This is a genomic window from Burkholderia sp. WP42 (assembly GCF_000745665.1).
GTDB lineage: Bacteria > Pseudomonadota > Gammaproteobacteria > Burkholderiales > Burkholderiaceae > Burkholderia > Burkholderia vietnamiensis.
Genome location: NZ_JQJT01000009.1, coordinates 81302 through 93273, shown reverse-complemented (window position 1 = coordinate 93273; position 11972 = coordinate 81302). Strand labels below are relative to the sequence as shown.

Here is an 11972-nt window from a genome sequence, read left to right as displayed (position 1 = left end):
CATGGATGCCGGACCATTGACCGATGCGCTGCACGCGGGCGCGGACATCGCGGTCTGCGACGTACCGGAGGTGTTGCCGCATCGCGGCACGATGCTGCTGCTCGATGCGATCGAGCGCTGCTCGGAAACCGGCATCGAAGTGCGCGCGACCGTGCGCCGCGACGCGTGGTATGCGGACGGCAACGGCGCGATGCCGGCATGGATCGGCATCGAGCTGATGGCGCAGGCGATCGCCGCGCACGTCGGCCTACTCGCCGCCCATGCGGGCGGCCGCGCGAAGCCCGGCGTGCTGCTCGGCGCGAACCGCTATGTCGCGCATCGCCCGGCGTTCGGCGCGGATACGGTGCTGCGCATCGTCGCGCGCGAACTGCTGCGCGGCGACGAAGGGCACGGCGCGTACGACTGCGCGATCCATGCCGACGGCGGCTGTTACGCGGAAGCGGTCGTCAAGGTGTACCAACCGCAGGACTTTCAATCTTTCATCGAAGGGAGCTTCAATTCATGACTCGGCGAGTTCTCGTGACAGGCGCGAGCCGCGGCATCGGCCGCGCCGTGGCAATGCGCGTGGCGTCCGACGGTTTCGCCGTGACGGTTCATTGCCGCAGCGGGCGCGCGGACGCGGAGGCCGTCGCCGAGACGATTCGCGCGCAGGGCGGCGCGGCGAGCGTGCTGCAGTTCGACGTGCGCGATCGCGCGGAATGCCGGCGCGCGCTGGAAGCCGACGTCGCGGCGAACGGCGCGTACTACGGCATCGTCTGCAACGCGGGCGTGACGCGCGACGGCGCGTTTCCCGCGCTGTCCGAAGAGGACTGGGACATCGTGATCGAAACCGGCCTCGACGGGTTCTACAACGTCGTTCATCCGCTGACCATGCCGATGGTGCGCCTGCGCGGCGGCGGGCGCATCGTGACGATCGCGTCCGTGTCGGGCGTGATGGGCAATCGCGGCCAGGTCAATTACAGCGCCGCGAAGGCCGGCCTGATCGGCGCGACCAAGGCGCTGGCCGTCGAGCTGGCATCGCGCAGGATCACGGTCAACTGCGTCGCGCCCGGCCTGGTGGATACCGGCATGCTGGGCGAGGTGCCGCTCGAGCACGCCCTGAAGACGGTGCCGATGGGCCGCGTCGGTCAGCCCGACGAAGTCGCGGCGGTGGTGGGCTTCCTGATGTCGGATGCGGCGAGCTACGTCACCCGGCAAGTGATCGGCGTCAACGGCGGGATGGTGTGATGAAGCGAGTGGTCGTGACGGGGATGGGCGGCGTGACCGCCTTCGGCCAGCACTGGCACGAGATCGACGCGCGCCTGCGCGAGCGGCGCAATGCGGTGCGGCGCATGCCGGAATGGGATTGCTACGAAGCGCTGCATACGCGGCTCGCGTGTCCGTTGCCGGCGTTCGAATTGCCGAAGTCCTATCCGCGCAAGAAGACGCGCTCGATGGGGCCGGTGTCGATGTATGCGGTGCGCGCGAGCGAACTGGCGCTTGCCGATGCGCGGCTGACCGACGATCCGACGATCCGCGACGGCCGGATGGGCGTCGCGTACGGGTCGTCGTCGGGCTCGGTCGAGCCGATCCGCGCGTTCGGCACGATGATCGAAACGGGCTCGATGCGCGACGTCACGTCGAACAGCTACGTGCAGATGATGCCGCATACGACCGCGGTCAACGTCAGCCTGTTCTGGGATCTGAAAGGGCGCATCGTGCCGACCTCGTCCGCGTGCGCGTCGGGCAGCCAGGCGATCGGCTACGCGTACGAAGCGATCGCGACGGGCAAGCAGGCGCTGATGCTCGCGGGCGGCGCGGAAGAACTGTCGGGCCCCGCGGTGGCGGTGTTCGATACGCTGTACGCGACCAGCACGCGCAACGATACGCCCGACCTGACGCCGCGTCCGTTCGATGCGGCTCGCGACGGCCTGGTGGTCGGCGAAGGCGCGGCGACGCTGGTGCTCGAGGAATACGAACACGCGAAGGCGCGCGGCGCGACGATCCACGCCGAGATCGTCGGGTTCGGCTGCAATTCCGACGGCGCGCACATCACGCAGCCGACCGCCGACACGATGGCGATCGCGATGCGGCTCGCACTCGGCGATGCGGGGCTCGACGCCGGCGCGATCGGCTACGTCAACGCGCACGGCACGTCGACCGACCGGGGCGACGTGGCCGAGAGCCATGCGACGGCGTCGGTGTTCGGCGAGCGCATGCCGATCAGTTCGCTGAAGAGCTATGTCGGCCACACGCTCGGCGCGTGCGGCGCGCTCGAGGCGTGGTGGACGATCGAGATGATGAAGCGCAACTGGTATGTGCCCACGCTCAATCTCGAGACGGTCGACCCGGCTTGCGCGTCGCTCGACTACATCGTCGGCGACGCTCGCCCGATCGATGCGGAATTCGTGATGAGCAACAACTTCGCGTTCGGCGGGATCAACACGTCGTTGATCTTCCGGCGGATGGCGCCGTGACGACGCGCGTCGTCGTCACGGGGCTCGGCATCGTGTCGTGCCTCGGCAATTCGCTCGATGCCGTGTCGGCCGCGCTGCGCGCCGGCCGCTCGGGCGTGACGCAGGTGCCGGCGTGGCGCGACCGCGGGTTTCGCAGCCAGGTCGCGGGCGTGGCGTCCGTCGCCGCGGCGGCGCGCTTCGCGCGCAAGCACGAACGCTTCATGGGCGACACGGCGCGCTTTGCCGCGCATGCGGCCGCGGCCGCGCTGGACGATGCGGGCCTCGACCCGGCCGAGCTGCGCTCGCCGCGCGTGGGCGCGATCGTCGGCTCCGGCATCGGATCGATTGCCGATTACGACCACGCGATGGCCGTCGCGCAGCAGCGCGGCATCGACAGGACGCCGCCCTACGTCGTGCCGAGAGCGATGAGCAGCACGGCGTCGGCATGCGTGGCGCAGCTGTACGGCATCGAGGGCGTGTCGTACTCGCCGTCGTCCGCGTGCACGAGCGGCGCGCTCGCGATCGGCCACGCGACGCAATTGATCCGCCACGGCTGCCAGGACATCGTACTCGCCGGCGGCAGCGACGCGCTGCACGACAACATGACGTTGATGTTCGACGCGATGGGCGTGCTGTCGAGCGGTTTCAACGACACGCCGGACAGCGCGTCGCGCCCGTATGCGCTCGACCGCGACGGCTTCGTGATCGCGTCGGGCGCGGGCCTGCTCGTGCTCGAATCGCTCGACCATGCGCGCTCGCGCGGCGCGCGGATTTATGCGGAGGTGAGCGGGTTCGGGCAATGCACGGACAACGCCGGCATGGCGACGCCGCATGCGCGCGGCATCGCCCGCGCGATGCGCGATGCGGTCGAAGCCGGCGGCGGACGGCGCCCCGACTACGTCAATACGCACGCGCCGTCGACCCAGCCCGGCGACGTCGAGGAGTTGCAGGCGCTGCGCGACGTGTTCGGCGCCGACGTACCGGCGTTCTCGTCGACGAAAGGAATGACGGGCCATCCGCTCGGCGCGAGCGGCGCACATGAAGCGATCTACACGATGCTGATGATGCGCGACGGTTTCGTCGCGGGAACGGCTGTCGCCGGCCGACCCGATCCCGCTATCGCCGGCATGCCGCTCGTGCGCGACGCGCGCGACGCGACGATCGGCCGCGCGCTGTCGGTTTCGTTCGGCTTCGGCGGCAGTTGTACGAGTGTGTTGTTGGACGCCTGGAAGGGCGATTGATCTGAACCTGATGAGCTGAGAGGGCGATAACCATGAAACAAGCAGGACTTCTGGCCGGCATGCTGGCCGCGGCCGCGTTGCTGACGGGGTGCGGCACGGTGGTGCGTTCGCTGCCTTTGCCGGCAGCGGCGACGGCGGCGGACAGCAGCGGCGTCGCGGTCTACTTCGGTGCACAGCCGCATCCGGACGTGAAGGCCGTCATCGGCCCGCATTCGGCGTCCGTGCGCGTGCAGCGCGGCACGCTGAACGAGCAGCCGACGTGCGAGCTGGCGCTCGCCGAGGCATTGAACCGCCTTCGCACCTATGCGAAGAATCATGGCGGCGACGCGGTCATCAACGTGACGACGCGCTTTCACGAGAACCAGTCGAATTCGACCACCGGCTATACGTGCGGCGTGAGCCCCAGCGCGGGCGCGATCGCCGTGTCGGGCGATGTCGTGAAACTGAACGTCCGATAACGGAGTACCGATGAAACATCGCATCGCACTGGCGTTGCTCGCCGCGTCGTTTGCTGCCCCGGCCGCCTACGCGCGCGACACGATCGACACCTATCCGATCGACAGCGCACTGACGAGCGAGCCGGGCAAGGTCGACGACAGCGTCGCGCTGTATTTCGGCGATCGGCCGCATCCGCGCGTGCTCAAGTCGTACGGGACGTTCGCGACCAACAAGAAGACCAACGCGTTCGGCAAGAGCGACGAGGCCGCGTGCCAGCACGTGTTCCTGTCGGCCGTGATCGAGCTTCAGGCGCGCGCCAAGCAGGAAGGCGGCAATGCCGTGATCGGCATCAACAGCAACTATCGGAACGTGTTGCACTCGAGCACGAGCGCGTACACCTGCGGCGCCGGCGCATTCGTGGCCGGCGTGGCGCTGACGGGCGAAGTCGTGACGTTGAAGCGGTAACGCGCGGGCGTCCGCGACGGGCCGCCGCGAGGCGGCCTCGTCGGGCTCAGGCAGGCTTGCGTGCGGCGACGTTGACGAGCGTCTCGCGACGCTTGCCGGGCTTCGGCGTGTACAGGCCGATGCGCTCGAGCAGGCCGAAGTCTTTCGCGCGGCTCCACCACAGGTACGGGAACGACACGTTGCGGGCGTCGAAGGCGAAGCCGGCATCGCGCAGCATCGCGAGGTAGCCGTCGGCGCTTTTCTGAACCTGCATCGGATGGCGGAACAGCAGCCGGATCACCCACGACTTGATGTACGCGTCGGTCGATTCGGCGAACAGCAGCACGCCGCCCGGTTTCAGTACGCGGCGAAACTCGGCCAGTGCCTCGTCCTGATGAACGAGGTGGTGAAAGGTCTGGTGGCAGAACACGACGTCGACGCTCGAATCGGCCAGCGGAATCTGCGTGCAGTCGGCCCGATGCAGCTCGACCGGCGTGGCGCAGCGGCCGGCTTGTTGCGTCGCTTGCGCGAGCGATTCGTCGTGGCAGTCGACCCCGATGATCTTGCCGGGCGCGAACGCCTCGCTCAGCAGCCGGAACGACTTGCCCTGGCCGCAGCCCGCATCGAGGAGCACCGGCGCGGCCGGCAGCGGCGCGGCGAGGAGCCGCTTCAGGTCGGCGATCGCCACCCTGAGCACGTGATGCTCCCAGGTGTGCGTGCGCAGAAACCAGACGCCGAAGCGGGTTTCGGGAACATAGGCGGGAGCGTGCGTGCGGTGGGACGTCATGGGCCTTGGTCGGAATCCGGGATTTGTTTGGCGCCCATTGTAGTTTGCAACGCCATGTTGCGGCGTGAGAAACGTAAGATACCCAATCAATCGAAATGAACGGGCAAGCATGAACGAAATGAAATCGAATTCGGTCGACGTCGCCATCATCGGCGCCGGGCCGTCCGGCGCCGTCGCCGCCGCGCTGCTGCGCAATGCGGGCCGCTCGGTGCTCGTGCTCGAGCGCCAGCATTTTCCGCGCTTCTCGATCGGCGAGAGCCTGTTGCCGCAGAGCATGCGGTATCTCGAAGAGGCCGGCATGCTGCAGGCCGTCGTCGAGGCCGGCTTCCAGTTCAAGAACGGCGCGTATTTCGTTCATCGCGACCGGATGTCGTCGTTCGATTTCCGCGACAAGTTCTCCGACGGCTGGGGCACGGCCTATCAGGTCGAACGCGCCGCCTTCGACGATCTGCTGATCCGCTGCGCGGAGAAGCAGGGCGCGCAGGTGCGATTCGGTCATACCGTGCGTGCGTTTCACGCCGGCGATACGCCGCGGCTCGACGTGGTCGACGAGGCCGGCCACGAATATTCCGTTCAAGCGTCGTTCGTGCTCGACGCGAGCGGCTTCGGCCGCGTGCTGCCGCGGCTGCTGGGGCTCGAAGCGCCCACCGGCCTGCCGACGCGGGCGGCGATCTTTTCGCATGTCGAAGATCGTTTGCCGGCCGGCTCCACCGATCGCGACAAGATCTGCATCGCCGTGCATCCCGAGCGGCGCGACGTCTGGTTCTGGATGATTCCGCTGACCAACGGGCGCTCGTCGGTCGGCTGCGTGGCCGATGCGGCGTTCCTCGACGTGCCGGAAGCGGAACAGGAAGCGCTGCTGCGCGAATTGCTGCAGACCGAGCCGACCTTGTCTCGGCTGGTCGGCCGCAAGCCGTTCGTGATGCCGGTGCGCCGCATCTGCGGCTATGCGTCGAACGTCGAGTCGCTGCACGGCCACGGCTATGCGCTGCTCGGCAACGCGGGCGAGTTTCTCGATCCGATCTTCTCGTCGGGCGTGACGATCGCGCTGCGCTCGGCCCATCTGGCGGTCGCCACGCTGGAACGGCAGCTGCGCGGCGAGACGGTCGACTGGGCACGCGATTACGACGTCGCGCTGCGCAAGGGCATCGACACGTTCCGCGCGTTCGTCGAGCGCTGGTACTCGGGCGCGCTGCAGGACATCGTGTTCCACGAAGACAAGGCATCCGACGTGAAGCGCATGGTGTGCTCGATCCTGGCAGGGTACGCGTGGGACGAGACGAATCCATTCGTTCGGGAGCCGGCGCGCGGCCTCGATATCCTCGCGCAATTGTGTTGCCCGACGGGGGCGTCCGGCAACGCCGCTCAAGCGGCGACGCCGGACGGGGCGCGACGCCGTTGAATCCGACGGCGTTCCTGCTCGCACAAGCACGGCGTTTCCGCTCCCCGAAGCGTCGCAATCTTCCCGCGAGGAGCAGGACGCAAAGCGGACCGGCGCGAATGCGCGGGCGTTACTTGCTGGCCGTCCGCAGTTTCTCGCTCGCCGCGCGGAACGCGGCGTAGTGATCGCCCTCGTCGGCGGCGATCTGCCGGAACATCGCGGCCACTTTCTTGTCGCCGGCCGCGTCGGCCTGCTCCGCGAATTTGACGTACATCTTGGTGTTCTCGTAGTGCTCGCCGGCCATGCCGTCGGCGAGGTTGGCCTCGTCGGACTTCGCCAGATTCAGCGCTTCCGCCTCGCGTGCGAAGTGCTCGTTGGCTTCCACGTTCGCGCTCTCGTCGAACAGCTTCGCGATCTCCGGGTGGCCGCTCTTGCGCGCATGCTCGGCGTAGGCCAGGTACTTCAGGTGCGCGTAGGCCTCGCCGTGCATCGCGGCCTCGAGGTTCTGCTTCGTCTGGTCTTTCAACGGACCGTCGGCGAACGCGGGAGCCGCGACGAACGAAAGCGCCGCCAGCGCAGCGACGGGCATCTGTTGCTTGAAGCGTTTCATGATCGGTATCCTTTTCGGGAACGTCGCCGACCGTGGCGACACCGACCATGTTGTCGTGCAGGATTGACAATGTCCTGACGTGCGCCACGACGTGCAACGACCATCGGTGTGTGACGACGCGCTTCGGCGCGGGTTTGTCAGGACATGGTCAGAAGGCGTCTCTAAGCTTGGCGATGAGCGCGCCTTGCGCTCGCCGTTTCAGGCAAGAGGAGCCGCAACATGAATCGCAACCGCATCGGCAGCATCGTCGCTATCATCCTGCTGGGCAGCATCGCCGGCCAGGCCGTCGCCAGCCCGACCTGCACGCGTCAGCCCGAATCGCAATGGCTGAGCGAGACGGAGATGCAGAAGAAGATCAGTCAGATGGGCTACAAGGAAATCAAGGTGTTCAAGAAAACCACGTCCGGTTGCTACGAGATCTACGGTCGCACGGCCGACGGCCGCAAGGCCGAGGTCTATTTCAATCCGGTGACGGGCGCGGTCGTCGAAAGCAACGTGGACTAGCCATGCTGCCGCTGCATCGTCACGACACGCAGATCACTCCCGCCGCCGCCGGACATGACGCGAACGCGCGGTCGATCCCAGTGTGGGACCTCGTCGTGCGCATCTTTCACTGGAGCGTCGTGGCCGGCGTGCTCGCGAACTACGTGTTTCTCGAAGCCGGCAAGGCGCCGCACCGTTACGTCGGCTACGCGGTGGCCGGCGCGCTCGCCGTGCGCGTCGTGTGGGGCTTCGTCGGCAGCACGCACGCGCGCTTCGCGGACTTCGTCACGACGCCGCGCGCGGCGGCGATGCACATCGCGAGCGCTGCAACCGGGCGCGATCGCCGCTATGTCGGCCACAACCCGGCGGGCGGCCTCATGATGCTCGCGCTGATGGCGCTGCTCGCCGCCGTCTGCATCACGGGCTGGATGCAGGGCCTCGACCGCTTCTGGGGCGAGCAATGGCTTCAGACCACGCATGCGTTGCTCGTCGACGCCGTGCTGGTCATGGCGGCGCTGCACGTGACGGCCGCGGTAGTGGAGAGCCGCCGACATCGCGAGAACCTCGTGCTTGCAATGGTGACCGGGCGCAAACGGGCAGCATCTGAAACGGACGTCGATCATGCGGCTGCTGCTCGTCGAAGATAACGCCAGGCTCGCGTCGCTGCTCGCCGACGGGCTGGCGAAGGAAGGCTTCGCGGTGGACTGGTGCGCGACGCTCGATCTCGCGACGCGTGCGTTCGCGTCGACCCCCTACGACCTGGTGCTGCTCGATCTCGGCATGCCGGACGGCAACGGCGTGACCTTCGTGAAGGCGCTGCGCCGCGGCGGCCATACGGTGCCGGTGCTGATCATCACGGCGCGTAGCAGTCTGGACGACCGCGTGATCGGGCTCGACTCGGGCGGCGACGACTACCTGGTCAAGCCGTTCGAGCTGCGCGAGCTGGCGGCGCGGTGTCGTGCGCTGCTGCGCCGGCCGGGCGCGTGCCTCGGCACCACGCTTGCGGTGGCCAATCTCGAACTCGATACGGCGGGGCGGGAAGTGCGCGTCGCTGGGCGCGTCGTGCCCGTGCCGCCGCGTGAGCTGGGGCTGCTCGAATGCCTGATGCGGCGGGTGGGCCATGTGGTCACGAAAGGCGCGCTCGAGGATTCGCTGTACGCGCTCGAAGCCGAGGTCACGCCGAACGCGCTGGAGGCAGTGGTGTCGCGCTTGCGGCGCCGGCTCGCCGCGGCGCATGCGCAGGTCGCGTTGCACACCGCGCACGGGATCGGCTACATGCTGACCGGCACATCCGCGTCCGCGTTGGACGACGGCGACGAAGCGCAGCGCAATGGTTGACGGGGCGGGCACGCGGGTGCGGCGACGCCGCACGCTGTTCTTCACGATCTCCGTGCGGCTGGCCGTCGTCGGTTGCATCTTCATGCTGGTGCAGTTGCTCGCCGTCATGTGGATGTACGTGCGCAACCCCAACGAGCTCGATCAGTTGCTGATCTCGGCCGAGGCGACCCGCATCGCGCGCGCCATCGCCGCCGACGGCGCGGATGCCGGCCTCGCGCGATCCGCGGATCTCGCGCAGCCGCTCGCGCCCGACACGCGCCGCGCGTTCGTCGTTCACGAGAAGGGCGGCGCGATCGTCGCGCGACATGACGACGGCGAGGTGCGGATCGAACAGGAGGCGCCCATGTCGTTCCTGGTGATCCGCACGCAGCGCGAAACATGGGGCGACCGCTTTCTGCTCACGGGCACGCGGCGCGTGACGGTGGCCGACCGCCCGTACTGGGTGACGGTGGCGATCGCCGGCCGCGGCTTCAAGCCGTTCGTTCCGGTGATCTTCGACGAGATCCGCTTCCATGTCTTGCTTCCGCTCGCGCTGCTGTCGGGCTTGCTGCTGCTGTTCAACTTCAGCGTGGTGCGCAGCACGCTGAAGCCGCTCGATGAAACGATTGCCGCGGTGGATCGCATCGATCCGGCGCAGATCGCCACGCGCATAACGGATGCGACGCCGCTGTGGGAGGTGCAGGCGCTGGTCGGATCGGTGAACCGCATGCTCGACCGGCTGCAGCTGTCGGTGGAAACGCTGCGCGAGTTCGCGGGCGACGCTGCGCACGAGTTGCGCACGCCGCTGGCGATCCTGATGCTCGGCATCGGAAGCCTGCCCGACGGAGAGACGAAGACGAAGCTCACGCGCGACGCGCAGCGAATGAAGCGGCTCGTGGACCAGATGCTCGACATGGCGCAGGCGAGCACGGTCGAAATTGCCGCGGACGATCGCGTCGACCTCGGTGCGCTGGCGCGCGACGTTTCCACCGACCTGCTGCCGCTCGCGGTGGCGCGCGGCCGTTCGATCACGTTCGTCGATGCAGGCGGCGCGACGATCCGCGGTCACACGGAAGCGCTCGGCCGGGCGCTGCGCAACGTGATCGAGAACGCGCTCGAGCATACGCCGAGGGGAACGACGGTCGAGGTGGTGAGCGGGCCGGGCAGGTGTTGCTCGGTCCGCGACCACGGCCCGGGCGTTCCGGCGCGCGAGCGCGCGAGAATATTCGATCGCTTTTATCGGGTCGACCGGAGTCGCAACGCAGGCGCGGGGCTCGGACTCGCGATCGTCGCGACGATCATGGAAGCGCACGGCGGCTGGATCGAAGTCGACGATGCGGCGGATGGCGGCGCGTTGATGCGTCTGCGGTTTTAGGGCGGCCATGCGGGCGCGGCGTAGCGGGGATGCCGACGACATGCACGCTCGCTTGCATTCACGCCGCCTGTCGCGCGACGCCGAGTGCGAGCGCCGCCTTCGCGAGCAGCCGACGCAAACGCTCGGTGGCGGTCGCGACCGCGTGAAGCGGCGCGCGCGCCAGTTGCCGATCGTGCAGCGTCAGCAATTGCGCCACGTGCCCGTGGTCCTGTGCATCCATGCGCCATTCGCCCGTGGTGTGGCCGCGGTCGGTGCATCGGCGCAGCGCCGCTTCCATCTCCGCGAACGCGGCCTGGTCGCCGTCCCCATAGCCGGCTTCGTGAAGAAACTCGGCCAGGAACAGGATCTCGACGAGCCGCGAGAGCTGCCGCTCGTTGCCGTGGCCCGCACGGATCGCGGCCAGCACGAGGTGGTACTCGAGCGATTGTCGGTCGACCGTCGCACGCGGCGTCGGCAGCAGCATGGCCTTGTTGCGCGAGCGAACCGGCGAACGTCGAAGCGTCATCGTGCGGGATCCTTCAGGCGGAACATCGGACCGCGAATAGCCATGCACCGGCGCATGCCGCGTATGCGGAGCGGCCGAGCGGCCGGTTCCGCTGCGTTCCACTGCGAACCATCTCGACCTCCTTCATGCGCGGCCCGTCACCGTTCCGGAACCTGGGCGAGCAGCGCATCGACGACGCCGTACCCGACGCGATCGGCCGGATCGAGCGCGCGCAATTTCTCGACCAGCGCGCGCGCGACGCGGTACTCGCCCAGCCGCACGCTGATGAACGCGAGCGCCTTCAGCGTGAACAGCCAGAAGCGGGCGGGGCCGGGCACCGAAAAATCGGCGTCGCTCGCGCGCACCGTGCGCCAGTCGCGGGCGAGCGACGCCTGCTCGGCCGCGACCGCGAGCGCCTTGATCGCGACCTGTTGCGCGTGCGCGAGCTCGCCGGCCGCCGCATGGAACTTGTAGAGCAGGTAGTACGCGGGCAGGCTGCGCGGCGCGCTGAGCACGGCTGCCCACAGCGCCGCGCCGGTCTCGTCGCGCGTCGCCCCGCGCGCCGAGTCGATCAGATGCCGGATCGACGCGGGCACGTCGCCGCCGAACAGCTCGGCGGACTCGGATCCCGTCATCAGGTTCACCAGATCTCCCTCGGCGCGAGCAGACGTGCGACCGGCTCGCCGCGTTCGAGGTGGCTGGAGAAAATCTCGTCGACGTCGGCCGGCGTGACGCCGCTGTACAGCACGGCTTCCGGATAGACGACGACATTCGCGCCGCGCTCGCACGGGCCGAGGCAGCCCGCGTAGGTGATGGCGACCGTGTCGTAGGCCTGGCGCTTCTGCTGCTCGGCCCAGAACGCCTGCAACAGCGCGGCCGAGCCGTGGCCGCCGCCGCAGGAGCCGCGCGGATGGTTCGGCGGCCGGTTCTGCGTGCAGACGAAGACGTGTCGTGTCGGACGTGGCATCGCGGTATCC

General features: G+C 68.4%; 16 protein-coding genes. 11 read left to right on the top strand and 5 right to left on the bottom strand.

Going from position 1 to position 11972, the window contains the following annotated elements; all coding sequences use genetic code 11:
- Position 1 precedes the first annotated feature (1 nt).
- Genes EX20_RS04420 through EX20_RS04395 form a run of 6 tightly spaced genes read left to right on the top strand, consistent with a single transcriptional unit; the run spans position 2 to position 4579 of the window.
- On the top strand, positions 2-505 hold the full coding sequence (locus EX20_RS04420; protein WP_011880096.1) for a hotdog family protein: 504 nt from the start codon (positions 2-4) through the stop codon (positions 503-505).
- Positions 502-1227 carry a 3-ketoacyl-ACP reductase FabG2 gene (locus tag EX20_RS04415; RefSeq protein WP_034192758.1) on the top strand — a complete coding sequence of 242 codons (726 nt, stop codon included), beginning with the start codon at positions 502-504 and terminating at the stop codon, positions 1225-1227. The genes EX20_RS04420 and EX20_RS04415 overlap by 4 nt, the downstream gene beginning before the upstream one ends.
- Complete coding sequence (locus EX20_RS04410; RefSeq protein WP_034192757.1) at positions 1227-2456, top strand: beta-ketoacyl-ACP synthase; 1230 nt, start codon at positions 1227-1229, stop codon at positions 2454-2456. The genes EX20_RS04415 and EX20_RS04410 overlap by 1 nt, the downstream gene beginning before the upstream one ends.
- Positions 2453-3676: a beta-ketoacyl synthase N-terminal-like domain-containing protein gene (locus EX20_RS04405; RefSeq protein ID WP_034192756.1), complete on the top strand. Its 1224-nt coding sequence runs from the start codon at positions 2453-2455 to the stop codon at positions 3674-3676. The genes EX20_RS04410 and EX20_RS04405 overlap by 4 nt, the downstream gene beginning before the upstream one ends.
- Before the next feature lie 32 nt (positions 3677-3708).
- On the top strand, positions 3709-4134 hold the full coding sequence (locus tag EX20_RS04400) for a hypothetical protein (protein ID WP_011880100.1): 426 nt from the start codon (positions 3709-3711) through the stop codon (positions 4132-4134).
- Positions 4135-4144: 10 nt separating this feature from the next.
- Complete coding sequence (locus EX20_RS04395) at positions 4145-4579, top strand: excinuclease ABC subunit A (protein ID WP_034192755.1); 435 nt, start codon at positions 4145-4147, stop codon at positions 4577-4579.
- A 46-nt stretch (positions 4580-4625) separates the two neighbouring features.
- Here the strand turns inward: EX20_RS04395 and EX20_RS04390 are convergent, their stop codons facing one another.
- Entirely contained in the window at positions 4626-5345 is a 720-nt protein-coding gene (locus tag EX20_RS04390; RefSeq protein WP_034192754.1) for a class I SAM-dependent methyltransferase, read from the bottom strand.
- 109 nt (positions 5346-5454) lie between these two features.
- On the opposite strand from EX20_RS04390, the gene EX20_RS04385 reads away from it, so the two are divergent.
- Positions 5455-6747 carry an NAD(P)/FAD-dependent oxidoreductase gene (locus EX20_RS04385; RefSeq protein ID WP_034192753.1) on the top strand — a complete coding sequence of 431 codons (1293 nt, stop codon included), beginning with the start codon at positions 5455-5457 and terminating at the stop codon, positions 6745-6747.
- 109 nt (positions 6748-6856) lie between these two features.
- Here EX20_RS04385 and EX20_RS04380 read toward each other — a convergent pair whose 3' ends face one another.
- Entirely contained in the window at positions 6857-7336 is a 480-nt protein-coding gene (locus tag EX20_RS04380; RefSeq protein ID WP_014725839.1) for a rubrerythrin family protein, read from the bottom strand.
- Between the two features lie 219 nt (positions 7337-7555).
- Between EX20_RS04380 and EX20_RS04375 the strand changes: the two genes are divergently transcribed.
- Genes EX20_RS04375 through EX20_RS04360 form a run of 4 tightly spaced genes read left to right on the top strand, consistent with a single transcriptional unit; the run spans position 7556 to position 10511 of the window.
- Positions 7556-7840 carry a PepSY domain-containing protein gene (locus EX20_RS04375; protein WP_011880105.1) on the top strand — a complete coding sequence of 95 codons (285 nt, stop codon included), beginning with the start codon at positions 7556-7558 and terminating at the stop codon, positions 7838-7840.
- 2 nt (positions 7841-7842) lie between these two features.
- Positions 7843-8466, top strand: a complete 624-nt coding sequence (locus tag EX20_RS04370) for a cytochrome b/b6 domain-containing protein (protein ID WP_014725840.1) — start codon at positions 7843-7845, stop codon at positions 8464-8466.
- Complete coding sequence (locus EX20_RS04365; protein WP_034192752.1) at positions 8441-9157, top strand: response regulator transcription factor; 717 nt, start codon at positions 8441-8443, stop codon at positions 9155-9157. The genes EX20_RS04370 and EX20_RS04365 overlap by 26 nt, the downstream gene beginning before the upstream one ends.
- A complete protein-coding gene (locus EX20_RS04360; protein WP_034192751.1) occupies positions 9150-10511 on the top strand; it encodes a sensor histidine kinase in 1362 nt (453 codons plus the stop codon). The genes EX20_RS04365 and EX20_RS04360 overlap by 8 nt, the downstream gene beginning before the upstream one ends.
- Positions 10512-10569: 58 nt before the next feature.
- Here EX20_RS04360 and EX20_RS04355 read toward each other — a convergent pair whose 3' ends face one another.
- The 3 genes from EX20_RS04355 to EX20_RS04345 all read right to left on the bottom strand — a co-directional run bounded on the left by EX20_RS04355 (position 10570) and on the right by EX20_RS04345 (position 11962).
- On the bottom strand, positions 10570-11016 hold the full coding sequence (locus EX20_RS04355) for a hypothetical protein (protein ID WP_011880109.1): 447 nt from the start codon (positions 11014-11016) through the stop codon (positions 10570-10572).
- Between the two features lie 137 nt (positions 11017-11153).
- Complete coding sequence (locus tag EX20_RS04350) at positions 11154-11639, bottom strand: hypothetical protein (protein ID WP_014725843.1); 486 nt, start codon at positions 11637-11639, stop codon at positions 11154-11156.
- The gene (locus tag EX20_RS04345) at positions 11636-11962 is read right to left on the bottom strand and encodes a (2Fe-2S) ferredoxin domain-containing protein (RefSeq protein ID WP_014725844.1); all 327 of its coding nucleotides are present in this window, start codon (positions 11960-11962) and stop codon (positions 11636-11638) included. Before EX20_RS04345 ends, EX20_RS04350 begins: the two co-directional genes overlap by 4 nt.
- Between the last annotated feature and the right edge of the window lie 10 nt (positions 11963-11972).

What these genes read in the sequence shown, in the direction of transcription:
- EX20_RS04420 (WP_011880096.1), top strand. Translation starts at nt 2, where the DNA reads ATGGATGCCGGACCATTGACCGATGCGCTGCACGCGGGCGCGGACATC.
- EX20_RS04415 (WP_034192758.1), top strand. Translation starts at nt 502, where the DNA reads ATGACTCGGCGAGTTCTCGTGACAGGCGCGAGCCGCGGCATCGGCCGC.
- EX20_RS04410 (WP_034192757.1), top strand. Translation starts at nt 1,227, where the DNA reads ATGAAGCGAGTGGTCGTGACGGGGATGGGCGGCGTGACCGCCTTCGGC.
- EX20_RS04400 (WP_011880100.1), top strand. Translation starts at nt 3,709, where the DNA reads ATGAAACAAGCAGGACTTCTGGCCGGCATGCTGGCCGCGGCCGCGTTG.
- EX20_RS04395 (WP_034192755.1), top strand. Translation starts at nt 4,145, where the DNA reads ATGAAACATCGCATCGCACTGGCGTTGCTCGCCGCGTCGTTTGCTGCC.
- EX20_RS04390 (WP_034192754.1), bottom strand. Translation starts at nt 5,345, where the DNA reads ATGACGTCCCACCGCACGCACGCTCCCGCCTATGTTCCCGAAACCCGC.
- EX20_RS04385 (WP_034192753.1), top strand. Translation starts at nt 5,455, where the DNA reads ATGAACGAAATGAAATCGAATTCGGTCGACGTCGCCATCATCGGCGCC.
- EX20_RS04380 (WP_014725839.1), bottom strand. Translation starts at nt 7,336, where the DNA reads ATGAAACGCTTCAAGCAACAGATGCCCGTCGCTGCGCTGGCGGCGCTT.
- EX20_RS04375 (WP_011880105.1), top strand. Translation starts at nt 7,556, where the DNA reads ATGAATCGCAACCGCATCGGCAGCATCGTCGCTATCATCCTGCTGGGC.
- EX20_RS04370 (WP_014725840.1), top strand. Translation starts at nt 7,843, where the DNA reads ATGCTGCCGCTGCATCGTCACGACACGCAGATCACTCCCGCCGCCGCC.
- EX20_RS04365 (WP_034192752.1), top strand. Translation starts at nt 8,441, where the DNA reads ATGCGGCTGCTGCTCGTCGAAGATAACGCCAGGCTCGCGTCGCTGCTC.
- EX20_RS04360 (WP_034192751.1), top strand. Translation starts at nt 9,150, where the DNA reads ATGGTTGACGGGGCGGGCACGCGGGTGCGGCGACGCCGCACGCTGTTC.
- EX20_RS04355 (WP_011880109.1), bottom strand. Translation starts at nt 11,016, where the DNA reads ATGACGCTTCGACGTTCGCCGGTTCGCTCGCGCAACAAGGCCATGCTG.
- EX20_RS04345 (WP_014725844.1), bottom strand. Translation starts at nt 11,962, where the DNA reads ATGCCACGTCCGACACGACACGTCTTCGTCTGCACGCAGAACCGGCCG.